This is a genomic window from Salinibacillus kushneri (assembly GCF_900111405.1).
In the GTDB taxonomy this organism is placed as follows: Bacteria; Bacillota; Bacilli; order Bacillales; family Alkalibacillaceae; genus Salinibacillus; species Salinibacillus kushneri.
Genome location: NZ_FOHJ01000019.1, coordinates 20923 through 32700, shown reverse-complemented (window position 1 = coordinate 32700; position 11778 = coordinate 20923). Strand labels below are relative to the sequence as shown.

Sequence of the window (11778 nt, the reverse complement as noted above, 5' to 3'; positions counted from 1 at the left end):
AATTAAGAATCAAAGGCGGTTCAGTAATGCCAAATTTTCTAGCAACATCTTCAAGGGAATCTCCTGTTCTTACCTTATAGTTTATGACATCTAATTTAAATTGAACAGGATAATTCGTAGATGCTTTTTTAGTAGTCAAACCCTGTTCCCCAAACTGTCGGAAAGCACTGACCCATTTTCTTATATTGGTTTTACTTCGAATTCCAAATCTTTTAGCCAAGGAAGCATATCCACCTTCTCCAGCTAAATAAGCGTTAACTACATTTTGCTTAAATCCTTCATCATATTTGACCACAAAAAACACCCCAAAAGTTAGAATTAGTTCGTCTAACTTTTGGGGTGCACATCACTCATCATGAAGCTAAAGTCTTTTTAAATCAAGTTACGCTTCTTGTGCAACAGGGTACACACTTACTTTTTTACGGTCACGACCGTAACGCTCAAATTTAACCACACCATCAATTTTAGCGAAAAGTGTGTCGTCTCCACCGATACCAACGTTTACGCCAGGGTAAACCTTTGTACCACGTTGACGGTAAAGGATTGAACCACCAGTTACAACTTGGCCATCAGCACGCTTTGTACCAAGACGTTTTGACTCAGAGTCACGTCCGTTTTTCGTACTACCTTGACCTTTTTTCTGGGAGAAAAATTGTAAATCTAGACGTAGCATGTGCTGCACCTCCTTATTTAATCGATATGTGTTCATGATAATCACGTTCAATCGTCTCCAGTGAAATCACCATGCCTTCAAGCAGATGCTGGGCTTTTTGATGAACTTCCTGATTCATATTCAGCGGAAGTTGCATTCTTAAATAGCCCCCTTCCTCTATATCCTGCTCAATAAGGGGTTCCACCTCACACAATTGAATAACGGCATTCAGCGCCCCAAAGGATACAGCTGAAACGGCTGCACAAACTAAGTCATGTCCATAAGGGCCACTTCCAGCATGTCCTTTTAGTTCAAACGATTGAATTTCATTTTGATCATTACGATCAATGTGAACATGAATCATATTTAAAATTCCTTATGCATCAATTTTATCAATAACAACTTTCGTATACGGTTGACGATGACCTTGTTTACGCTTATAGTTTTTCTTTGGCTTATATTTGAAAACCGTAATTTTTTTACCACGGCCTTCTTTATCTACTTTAGCTGTAACACTAGCACCATCAACATATGGTGTACCAACTTTTGTGTCATCTCCACCAACGAAAAGTACTTTATCAAACGTAACCGTTTCGCCAGCTTCAGCACCTAGTTTTTCGACGAAGATTTCCTGACCTTCTTCTACTTTTAGTTGCTTTCCGCCTGTTTCAATAATAGCGTACATACTTGCACCTCCTCTTAGACTAAGACTCGCCATTTAGGTACCCCGTAATTATACGGAGATTTAAAAACCTATTCTGAGCGGTTGTAGCATACAGGTGCTACGACAAATACAACATTAAAATATTAGCACTATTTATATGAATTTGTCAATAGCTGTTGCCGTTGTATGACTACGTTCCAACCATTTAAGGTCACCTATAAACTTTATCACAAATTCCCGGGTTTCTAAAGAGTTTTTTTCAAGATAAATAGGCTTGATTTTTGATAATTTTTTGATATCAACATAATGAACAAATGCATCAAGCACATCCGGTCTTACTTCAACAAGGAGGGCTTCACAATCTTTTTTTCGATACGACCATAATTCCCGTTCCAATTGAAAAGCATGCGTCTGGGCTGTCCATGCTAATTCTTTAGGTTCACAAACTAAAGAAGGTATATCTACTCCTTCCCGTTTTCGAGTCATTTCCAATATACCAAGCTTCGTAAACCCAAACATCTCACAGAAAGTAGAGTCCTGTCTGACAAGCCGCTTCATTTCTGAAAGCACCTGCTCTTCATCCTGTTTTCGTTTCATACTAATAAAATCAATAAAAATCATTCCGGACAGGTTACGAAGCTTCAAATGCATGGCAATCTCCTTAGCCGCTTCCAGGTTAGCCCCTAAAACCGTCCTGTCCTTTGTCCATTTCCCTTTAAAAGCTGCAGTATTTACATCAATTACTGTAAGAGCTGCTGTTTTTTCTATGATTAACTCAATACCTGATGATAATTTTACTCTTTTCTGTGTAAGACGTTCCAGCACATGTTTAATCGATAGAGGCATTTCCTTCTCAAGGTTATCTGACCAGCGCATTTTCTCTTTTAAAACAGGATAAGTCTTCTTCATATACTGAGCAATTTCAGCTTCATCAAAAATAATTTCCTCTACAGAAGGGGTAGCATATTTTCGTATGATACGTTCAGGAATTTCCCGGTCAACAAATAATGGAGCAGGTTTTTTATAAGTATGGGCCTGTTTTTCAATCTCCTTCCACTTTTGCTGTAATAGCTCCCATTCTCCTTTTAATTCTTTATGATCCGCTTGTAAAGCAGAAGTTCGAATAATCGCTCCTTCACTGGAAAAAGACCAATTCTCAAGCATCGATTGTATTCTTTGTTTATCTGCTGGTTTCATTTTTTTAGAAGCTGCTTTATATCCGCTATAAGGCAGATAAATAAAGTAACGGCCAGGGAGTGTTATATTAGCAGTCACGCTCGGTCCTTTTTGCTCATAAGCATCCTTTATAACCTGTACAATCACATTCATTCCCTCATAAACATGCTGTTCAATCGGCAGCTGAGAATCTTTTCGTGATACAGGAATTTCTTTTTTAGGTAAGAAGGATAGCTTTTTCTGTCCAATGTCTACAAACGCCGCCTGGAGGCCATGATCTATTCTCCTGATTCTCCCTATGTAGATATTACCTACTAAAGAAGCCTGATCTTTCCGGTCAATAAAAAAATGCTCCAGATGCTGCCCTTCCATAAGTAAGGCGATTTTTTCGGTTGTCCTCGTTTGAATATATAACTTTTTCACCTGTATCGCTCCAATTAGGTGTTTCCAATCCTGGCTACCTTCTCCATTTCTAAATAGGGGGTTTTCCGGTCAAAGAAGACGTGCAAACATTCTTCTTCCTGAACAAAGGATAATCGGTTACTTCCGGAAACCACTTCCATTCGATGATACCTTCCTTTATAAAAACTTTGTAAAACAGCATTTACTGTAGCTGCTGGAGAGACAGTCAGGACGATTTCTCTATTTCCGCTAGATTGGGGTTGATTATAACGCGCCATCAAATGACGAATAAATACATAGTGTTTTCTTTTCCATTCTAGACGATTTTCTATAAAAAGAAAACCGGCCAAAAGCAGAGTATGAAAGGTCAGCCACTGATTAACTGTAGCAATAGCTAAACAAACGAAGATACAGATAACGGATAGATGAACCGTATAACCTAAAACTTTTTTGAAAGGAACTTTACAGGATATAAGTAAAAGCAAAATTCTTCCACCATCTAAAGGATAAATGGGAAGGAGATTAAATAAAAAAAGCTGTAGATTATACATTAAAGCATACTCGATTATATAGGCCGGAAAAACCTCAAATGAGGAGAGCTGGATTAATAATAGATGAAGCCATATATGCTGCAAAGGTCCAGCCAGAACAACAAGAAATTCTTCTTTATAGGAACGCGTAAAATATTCTTCAGTATCCATCACGCCCCCAAATGGCCAAAACATTACATTCGTAATTCTCCAGCGAAAAAAAAGAGCCATCCCAACATGGCCCATTTCATGAACAAAGATCAAACAAAAAATGATAACAATTTCCACAAACGACCCAGTTAAAACACCTAAGAACAGAACCAGCCATAGTAAAGGATGAATGTGAAAACGAGAAAGTAATTTAGGCCTGATCATCAACTTGCATCACCTTCACAGGATCAATAAATTTCCGGTCCTCTTGAATGGCAAAATATAAAGTAGCCTGCTCCCCACTTTCCTGTGGCTGCAAATTGCCAATCACTTCACTTTGGGAGACAAATTGATATTGAAACACTTCAATTTCATTTAAATGTCCATAAATTGAAGTCGTTCCATCATCATGCTGGATCATAATAGTCTTCCCCGTATCTTTTTTATTTCCAGCAAATATAACTGTACCAGCTTTCATCGATGTAACCTGCATATTTTTTTCCGCCCCAACCTCAATCAATACACCTTCTCCATTTTGCTGGAAGGATTCAGAAATAACTCCATTAACAGGTAAAATAAGACCATTTTCTCCGACTGCCTGCTCTGCATTTTTGTCATTTTCTAAAAAAGCAAAGGGCGTGCCTAAATTTTCTCGATACCAACCTTGAATTTTTGCAAACGGAAATTCTTCTGTAAACGCACTTATAAGAAAAGCTTTTGGTCTTTGAAAAGCTTCAGAATCCATTCGGAGAATAACAGCTGTAGAAAAAAAGATTATGGCTGCTAATAACGCTTTAAACACAAAGGCGGGAATCCAGGTTTGATCTGTATTCTGATTGGTACTTTTAGGCGTTGAAAAGGAAGGAAAATATCCGTGCTTCTCCTCTTCCTGAACCATTGAAGTTTCCCGGTTTGTCCCTAAAGAGCTTGTCCCTTTCTGTTTCTTTTGATTTTTTCGTTTGGCAATATTTTGACGTACTTCACCAATACTTTTCCGACTCAATTTACCTCATCCCTTACATTAAGTGTTTGTACAAGTCTATTCATGTTTTTATCATTTATGACTTGTCGTGTACAAAAACACAGAGTTGACAAGTGAAGGCGCTGCTTTTTAAAGAGAAATCACGAAATGCTTTGCCAAACAAAGAATGAATACCACAATTTGCAAACCCTTTCAACTATTATTGGTCAATAAATATGAAAAAGTTCTTGCAATTTCAAAAATTGCGGTATATTATATTACATAAGATGTTAATTTTCCTTACATTTAATCGGAGGTGAAAGTACATGAAAAAGATTGAGTGCATTATCCGACCCGAAAAATTTGCTGAGCTTCGTCAAAAACTGGGTGACTTTGGGATATACGGCCTTACTGTAACAGAAGCTGCCGGATGCGGTCTTCAGGAGGGGAAAACTGGAGTATACAGAGGGAACAAATATGAAATCAATCTATTTCCTAAAATCAAAATTGAAATGGTCGTTACCCAGGATATGACAGATGAAGTCATCACATTAATTAAGGAAATTTGCGGAGAAGGTAATGTTGGAGATGGAAAAATCTTTGTTATACCCGTAGAAGATGTCATTCGCATACGTACTGGTGAAAATGGCGTCGAAGCTATTAGTTCTTAATTGTTTATTCACTATTTATTAAGGAGTTGAATCAGATGGAGTCTGTTGATATGTTATGGGTAATGCTGGGAACCATCTTAGTATTTTTCATGCATGCAGGTTTTTCTATGGTGGAGACCGGTTTTACACGTTCTAAGAACTCATTAAATATCTTAATGAAAAACTTTCTTACCATATCCCTTGGAGCGATTCTTTATTTTGTAGTTGGTTACGGTATCATGTTTGGTGCTGATGCTTTTGGGTTTTTAGGGACAGACGGATTTATGTTAAGTGGAGTAGAAGATATCGGATTTTTCATTTTCCAGGCTATGTTTGCAGCAACATGTGCTACAATCATTTCAGGTGCTGTAGCCGAACGAGTGAAACTAAATAGCTATCTATTACTTACCGTTGCTATGACTGCCTTTATTTATCCTGTTGTAGGTCACTGGGTCTGGGGTGGAGGTTGGCTTTCAGAGCTAGGATTTGTTGATTTTGCCGGATCTACCGTTGTCCACTTCACTGGGGCTGTAGGGGCAATTGCAGCAGTTATGCTTTTGGGAGCTCGTATTGGTAAATATTCAGAAGACGGAAAATCCAAAGTTATACCTGCCAGCAATGTTCCTTTAGGAGCATTAGGAGTCTTCTTTCTTTGGTTCGGATGGTTCGGATTTAACGGCGGAAGTGCATTAGCAGCCGACGTCACAGTTGTTCCACACGTTATTTCTACAACTATGCTGTCCGCTTCAGCCGCTGTTGTTGTATCAGCCTTTTATTCCTCTTTAAAATACAAGAAAATTGATGCCTCTTTAACATTGAACGGTGCACTTGGAGGTTTAGTCGGTATTACTGCCGGTACAGCTGATGTATCTTTAACGGGGTCCATTATCATTGGTTTCGTCTCTGGAATTGTATTAGTTGAAGGCGTAGCATTTGTTGACAGAAACTTAAGACTTGATGATCCAGTTGGAGCGATTGCTGTTCACGGAGCCTGCGGAATATGGGGAACGATAGCTGTTGGATTATTTGCTACGGAAGGTGGATTATTCTATGGGGGTGGAGCAACCCTCTTAGGTGTTCAGGCATTAGGAGTTATAGCTACGTTTGCATGGACGTTTGTCGTAACCTTAGTGTTCTTTGGAATCATAAAAGCTATTGCCGGTGTTAGAGTAACAGAAGAAGAAGAAATATCCGGGCTTGATTTTGCAGAGCATGGTTCTCAAGCCTATGAACTTAAAGATATTATGGTTACATCACCAGCTAAACAATCAAATGCTGATTCTACAGGTTCATCTTTAATAGAACGACTTAATCACCTCCATGGCAAATCCGCCAAAACCGATTGATGTTCTTTAAAAAGCTACTTCTTTAGAAGTAGCTTTTTTATATTATAGGAAATGATTGGATAAAAATTCAGGATAAAAAAGCACATCAAATATGAAGTGTCAGCCAGGATGGTCCTGGATTTTTTCATTTTATCGTCATTACGACCATCTTCTTAGAAGGGATCTAAATAAAGGTATAGTGCGCATAGATATAATGATTATATCTATGCGCACTTATTGATTGCTGCTCCTATATATTAGTCACTAACTTTTACATCATACGTTCTTAACCAGTAATCAATTTGACATAAATGAGCGATTAACTGCGGACCCTTCATCAATTGACCAAACCATGGATCTTTAAATTCCTTTCCTTCACTTCTAACAATTGCTTCTACTTTGTTTCGCTGTACAAATTCAAACAAGGGAGAACTGGAGTCAGCTAAAATTTCGTTCATCCACTGCTTTACTGCTGTCGTATATTCTGGCTGGAAGGTTTTTGGATAAGGGCTTTTTTTACGATATAAAATCTCGTCTGGTAACAATCCTTCTAATGCTTTGCGTAATATGCCTTTTTCCCGATTACCATACATTTTTATATCCCAAGGTATATTCCATACATATTCTACCAATCGATGATCGGCAAAAGGCACACGTACTTCCAGACTTGCCCCCATACTCATCCGATCTTTCCGGTCTAATAATTGCTGCATAAACCAGTGCATATTTAAATAAAACAATTCTCTTCGTTTTGTATCTTCAGGTCCCTCTCCTTCTAAAAGAGGGGTCTCCTTTATAGTATCCTGATAACGATTATGAACATAGTTTTTTAAGTCTAACTTCTTTTGCCATTCAGGATGTAACAAATCAATTCGTGAATCTAATGATTTCATCCATGGAAATCCTGCACTTTCATTAGTGTTTGGCTGGTGAAACCACGGATATCCACCAAATATTTCATCAGCACATTCACCAGATAAACTCACTGTTGTATGTTTTTTTATTTTAGTACAAAACCATAATAAAGAGGAATCGATATCAGCCATTCCAGGCTGGTCTCTTAACTCTACTGACTTTTTTAGTAAGTCTGCTAATTCTTCCCCACTAATGACTTCATTATGATGGTCGGTAGAAAAATGATCTACCATTTTTTTTATCCAGGGACCGTCACTGGAGGGTTGAAAGCGACTGGTTTCAAAATATTGATCATTCCCTTCATAATCAATCGAAAAGGTGGTAAGTGGGCCTTCACCCTTATCCTCAAAATATCGAGAAGCAATGGCGGTAATCCCACTGGAATCCACTCCTCCTGATAGAAACGTAGAAACGGGGACATCAGCAACTAACTGCCTTGTGACAGCATCTATAAATAATTCTCTTACTCTTTCAGCTGTTTCTTCCGCTGAATCCTTATGTTCATAACTTTGTACATTCCAATAGCGAAAAATCTTTAATCCATTTTTAGATAAAGTTAACGCATGACCAGGTCGTAGTTCTTGAATGTTTTTAAAAATTCCATGCCCAGGCGTTCGCGACGGACCTAATCCAAAAATCTCACTTAATCCTTCTCTATCAATTTCTGTTTTTATATTTGGATGAGCTAAAATAGCTTTTAATTCGGAACCAAACAAGAAATGACCGTCATTATAATAAAAGAATAATGGTTTTACACCAAGACGATCCCTTGCCATAAAAATTTGTTCCTTCTCATCATCCCATACACCAAATGCAAAAATTCCATTTAAATAATCCACACAATCTTCTTTCCATTCTATATAAGCTGTAAGCAATACTTCGGTATCTGAAGTAGTTTGAAATGTGTACCCTTTCTTTCTTAATGATTTTCTTAAATCTTCTGTATTATATAGTTCTCCATTGTATACCAATGTATAGTGTTTCTTGTGATGCTGTTTTATCATTGGCTGCTTTCCACCTTCGAGGTCCACAACCGCTAGTCTCTTATGGCCAAAAGCAACATGCCGTTCAATCCATAGATTTGAATCATCCGGACCTCTTAACGTTAATGTATCCGTCATTTTCTGAAGCCAGGATCGTTCAGATTCTAAATCTTTCTTCCAATTAATAATACCTGTAATTCCACACATAAAGCTTCATCCTCTCTTAGATGCTTAGACCCCTTTCAAAACTAGTTTATGACTGGGAAATACAGCTTATTACTGACGAACAACCTATCATCATATGTTAAGCGTTTTCATTGTATGCATGTGAGGCAGCTAACGATCTATAAACCTTCATAAAAAAAGAACTGGTCTAGTACCAGTCCTCTTTCTTATGATTTTATACCGAAAAATTTCTTCACTTTTGCCATCATTCCTTTATCTTCTTCTAGAGACATCAAAGGAACCGATTCACCTAAAATTCTTCGTGCTATATTGCGATAGGAAATGGATGCTTTTGTATTTGGCTGAAATGCAACAGGCTCACCATGATGAGAGGATTTAATTACTTCATCGTCATCTGCTACAATACCTAATAAATCAATGGCAAGTACTTCAACGATATCATTAATATCAAGCATATCCCCTGATTTAACCATATGAGTTCGAATACGATTTATGATGAGATGAGGAGATTCCATTCCCTCCTCTTTTTCTAATAAACCAATAATTCGATCTGCATCACGAACGCTGGATTTTTCTGGTGTTGTGATAACAACCGCTTTATCCGCACCAGCAATGGCATTTTTATAGCCTTGTTCGATGCCAGCTGGACAATCTATGAGTATGTAATCATAATCCTGTTTTAGTTCGGCCACAATTCTTTGAATTCCTTCAGGGGTCACAGCCGATTTGTCACTTGTCTGCGAAGCTGGTAATAGATGCAAGCAATCAAATCTCTTATCCCGCACTAAAGCTTGTTTCACTCGGCAACGTTCCTGTACAACATCAACCACATCATAAACAATCCGATTTTCGAGTCCCATCACAACATCCAGATTGCGAAGACCAATATCGGTATCAATTAGACACACTTTTTTACCTAATAAGGCAAGACTTGTACCAACATTTGCCGTAGTTGTTGTTTTTCCTACTCCGCCTTTTCCAGACGTAATTACAATTGCCTCACCCATTGATCATTCTCCTCTCTATTGAACCTAAACCAGGTCGAATAGTTGTTAAAGTCTGTAATCGGTCTATTAATATTTGCTCGGTTTTCTGATCAACATACGCACATTCCATAAAAAGCCCTTCTGTTTCAAAGTCAGGTGACCGACTTAAAAAACCGGATATTCTTAACTGTGTAGGATTCATATAAGCAGCAGCAATAATGGCTTCTTGATTTCCGTCAATACCTGCATGTGCGATACCATTTAACCTTCCAAGTATATAAACATTCCCAGTTGCCGATACACTTCCACCAGGATTGACGTCACCGATTAATAATAAATCTCCTTTAACGTGTAATTTTTGACCAGCTCTTACGATTCTAGTAATCGTTGAAATCTCTAATTCTTCATACCATTCTTGAGCTTCTTCTTTTGTTAAAACATTAGAAGTAATTTCATTTATCACTAGATTCTGCTTATTTCTAACAATCTCTAATAACTCTTCCTTCATTTCATTCGATAAGTAACGATTACCCAAATCTATATTAACTTTAACCATAGGTTGATCCTGATCAACTACCTTTGATGAAAGTTTTGTTTCTAACTCCTTCATAATGAGTTCTAATGAACTTGTTTCATCAATAATAAAGGTTAGTCCATCTTTCGTACCTTTTATCGTAATTGCTTGTTTTTTGTTATTCACAGAGGTTCACCTCAATACTACATTTTCGATAAGGGCTGTAAAAAATCCTCTTTACTAGGTAGAAAATTGTTCATCAGCCCATTTTTCCAACCTTTGACGGAATATCGGATATACGATTAATAAAAATAAACTATTGGTTAGGATGGTCGGAAGCAATCGTTCCTGTAAATAAGTTGTCCAAGTAACATCTGCATAACCAACCATAAAGTACATTAAATAAATGAGGTGATCGGCAAAGCACATCCCTACCAAAGATAATAGTAATGTTACTACAAAATTGGGATGCAATAGCTTCTTTAATCCCAATATCATAAATAAAGTTAATCCATAAGTAAACATATATACACCTAAAACATCAGTATAAGTGAAGTCAAATAGAAAGCCAAATATAATCGCATAAAGCAAAGAATACATGGTATGATCCTGGTCGTAAAAAATAGCAATTAAAATGGTAAACAGCAACATCCAGTGTGGAATAGGCTGTATATCAGCTAACAACCATTGTTCTGGAATTAAGGCTGTCGCTGTACTTTCTAACACTAATAATATAACTAAAATCAGAGGAAGAAATAAATGCTTCATGATTCTTCCTCCTCCGTATCATCTGACTCTGGTGAATTCATGTTCCGATCTACCACCATTACATGATTGATGTCATATAAATCTGCAGCTGATTTAACATAAGCAATTTTGGTAAGTCCGTAAGAATCCATTTCTACAGATTCGATTTCACCAATAACAAGTCCTTTTGGAAATACGCCTCCCATGCCGGAACTTACCACTAATTGCCCTTCACTTATTTTATGTTCTGATGATTGAATGGTTAAAATAAGGGATTCCTTTTCTTCATCATACCCCTCTATTAGACCAAAGGTATCCTTTTGCTTCTTATCATCTCCATCACTTTGAACAAGTGCAGATATCCGGTTATTTCTATCAAAACCACTGAGTAGTTGCACATCTGAAGTGAATTGATAGGCTGTTTTCACCTTACCAATCATACCATTAGCTGTAATAACAGCCATATTTGCATGCACACCATGCTGTTTACCCTTATTAATGGAGAGCTGCTGCATCCATTTAGGTTCAGGACTACGACCATTTACAGTTGCATCTATTAAATTATAACTTTCGAGTACATCTGAGTCTTTTTTGTCCAGTAATACTCTTAATTCTTCATTTTCTTTTTCTAAGGCTTTAACATCATATAGTAAATCCTTATATTCAGATAAACGAGACTTTAATATCTCATTTTGTTCAAAGGTTGTCGTTAATTCGTTGATATCTTCAAAAAATCCGCCTACGAAGTCAATAGGAACTTGAAAGATGTTTTGTACCCAGCCAATCGTATCCTTTAATAACTCCTCAGGCAAACTAACCTCATCTCTGTCCCTTATAGAAAAACCAATTAGGGAAACTAATAAAATAATACTTATAAGAATAATAATTAAGGCTCTTTTACGTAGAAAGGACCACATCTATGACACCTACTTCAATT

Annotated in this window: 14 protein-coding genes and 1 other annotated feature; of the genes, 2 read left to right on the top strand and 12 right to left on the bottom strand. The window is 37.3% G+C overall.

Annotation, left to right across the window (positions count from 1 at the left end; all coding sequences use genetic code 11):
* From BMX63_RS17280 to BMX63_RS17250, 7 genes are all read right to left on the bottom strand, one after another.
* Positions 1-295: helix-turn-helix domain-containing protein (locus BMX63_RS17280; protein ID WP_143060130.1), on the bottom strand; the 295-nt coding region annotated here is incomplete at its 3' end.
* 87 nt (positions 296-382) lie between these two features.
* Positions 383-673, bottom strand: coding sequence for a 50S ribosomal protein L27 (gene rpmA / locus BMX63_RS17275; protein ID WP_093137801.1), 291 nt, complete (start codon positions 671-673; stop codon positions 383-385).
* Between the two features lie 13 nt (positions 674-686).
* Entirely contained in the window at positions 687-1016 is a 330-nt protein-coding gene (locus BMX63_RS17270) for a ribosomal-processing cysteine protease Prp (protein WP_093137799.1), read from the bottom strand.
* Between the two features lie 12 nt (positions 1017-1028).
* Positions 1029-1337, bottom strand: a complete 309-nt coding sequence (gene rplU, locus BMX63_RS17265; protein WP_093137797.1) for a 50S ribosomal protein L21 — start codon at positions 1335-1337, stop codon at positions 1029-1031.
* Positions 1338-1349: 12 nt separating this feature from the next.
* Positions 1350-1430: a sequence feature (ribosomal protein L21 leader region), on the bottom strand.
* A gap of 39 nt (positions 1431-1469) precedes the next feature.
* Complete coding sequence (locus tag BMX63_RS17260) at positions 1470-2915, bottom strand: ribonuclease E/G (RefSeq protein WP_093137795.1); 1446 nt, start codon at positions 2913-2915, stop codon at positions 1470-1472.
* Between the two features lie 14 nt (positions 2916-2929).
* Positions 2930-3799 carry a site-2 protease family protein gene (locus BMX63_RS17255; protein ID WP_093137793.1) on the bottom strand — a complete coding sequence of 290 codons (870 nt, stop codon included), beginning with the start codon at positions 3797-3799 and terminating at the stop codon, positions 2930-2932.
* Positions 3786-4577: a M23 family metallopeptidase gene (locus BMX63_RS17250; RefSeq protein WP_093137791.1), complete on the bottom strand. Its 792-nt coding sequence runs from the start codon at positions 4575-4577 to the stop codon at positions 3786-3788. The genes BMX63_RS17255 and BMX63_RS17250 overlap by 14 nt, the downstream gene beginning before the upstream one ends.
* Positions 4578-4861: 284 nt before the next feature.
* Here BMX63_RS17250 and BMX63_RS17245 point away from each other — a divergent pair, with 284 nt between their 5' ends.
* Both BMX63_RS17245 and BMX63_RS17240 read left to right on the top strand, forming a co-directional pair.
* On the top strand, positions 4862-5206 hold the full coding sequence (locus BMX63_RS17245) for a P-II family nitrogen regulator (protein WP_093137789.1): 345 nt from the start codon (positions 4862-4864) through the stop codon (positions 5204-5206).
* A 35-nt stretch (positions 5207-5241) separates the two neighbouring features.
* Positions 5242-6531, top strand: a complete 1290-nt coding sequence (locus BMX63_RS17240; protein WP_093137787.1) for an ammonium transporter — start codon at positions 5242-5244, stop codon at positions 6529-6531.
* Positions 6532-6767: 236 nt separating this feature from the next.
* Here the strand turns inward: BMX63_RS17240 and asnB are convergent, their stop codons facing one another.
* The 5 genes from asnB to mreC all read right to left on the bottom strand — a co-directional run bounded on the left by asnB (position 6768) and on the right by mreC (position 11758).
* On the bottom strand, positions 6768-8615 hold the full coding sequence (gene asnB, locus BMX63_RS17235; protein WP_093137786.1) for an asparagine synthase (glutamine-hydrolyzing): 1848 nt from the start codon (positions 8613-8615) through the stop codon (positions 6768-6770).
* A 185-nt stretch (positions 8616-8800) separates the two neighbouring features.
* Complete coding sequence (gene minD, locus BMX63_RS17230) at positions 8801-9601, bottom strand: septum site-determining protein MinD (RefSeq protein WP_093137784.1); 801 nt, start codon at positions 9599-9601, stop codon at positions 8801-8803.
* Positions 9594-10280, bottom strand: coding sequence for a septum site-determining protein MinC (gene minC, locus BMX63_RS17225; RefSeq protein ID WP_093137783.1), 687 nt, complete (start codon positions 10278-10280; stop codon positions 9594-9596). Before minC ends, minD begins: the two co-directional genes overlap by 8 nt.
* A gap of 54 nt (positions 10281-10334) precedes the next feature.
* Entirely contained in the window at positions 10335-10862 is a 528-nt protein-coding gene (gene mreD, locus BMX63_RS17220) for a rod shape-determining protein MreD (RefSeq protein ID WP_093137781.1), read from the bottom strand.
* Positions 10859-11758, bottom strand: a complete 900-nt coding sequence (mreC, locus tag BMX63_RS17215) for a rod shape-determining protein MreC (RefSeq protein WP_093137780.1) — start codon at positions 11756-11758, stop codon at positions 10859-10861. Before mreC ends, mreD begins: the two co-directional genes overlap by 4 nt.
* Between the last annotated feature and the right edge of the window lie 20 nt (positions 11759-11778).

Excerpts from the sequence above, each read along its gene's own strand:
- rpmA (WP_093137801.1), bottom strand. The coding sequence starts at position 673 with ATGCTACGTCTAGATTTACAATTTTTCTCCCAGAAAAAAGGTCAAGGT.
- BMX63_RS17270 (WP_093137799.1), bottom strand. The coding sequence starts at position 1,016 with ATGATTCATGTTCACATTGATCGTAATGATCAAAATGAAATTCAATCG.
- rplU (WP_093137797.1), bottom strand. The coding sequence starts at position 1,337 with ATGTACGCTATTATTGAAACAGGCGGAAAGCAACTAAAAGTAGAAGAA.
- BMX63_RS17255 (WP_093137793.1), bottom strand. The coding sequence starts at position 3,799 with ATGATCAGGCCTAAATTACTTTCTCGTTTTCACATTCATCCTTTACTA.
- BMX63_RS17245 (WP_093137789.1), top strand. The coding sequence starts at position 4,862 with ATGAAAAAGATTGAGTGCATTATCCGACCCGAAAAATTTGCTGAGCTT.
- BMX63_RS17240 (WP_093137787.1), top strand. The coding sequence starts at position 5,242 with ATGGAGTCTGTTGATATGTTATGGGTAATGCTGGGAACCATCTTAGTA.
- asnB (WP_093137786.1), bottom strand. The coding sequence starts at position 8,615 with ATGTGTGGAATTACAGGTATTATTAATTGGAAGAAAGATTTAGAATCT.
- minD (WP_093137784.1), bottom strand. The coding sequence starts at position 9,601 with ATGGGTGAGGCAATTGTAATTACGTCTGGAAAAGGCGGAGTAGGAAAA.
- mreD (WP_093137781.1), bottom strand. The coding sequence starts at position 10,862 with ATGAAGCATTTATTTCTTCCTCTGATTTTAGTTATATTATTAGTGTTA.
- mreC (WP_093137780.1), bottom strand. The coding sequence starts at position 11,758 with ATGTGGTCCTTTCTACGTAAAAGAGCCTTAATTATTATTCTTATAAGT.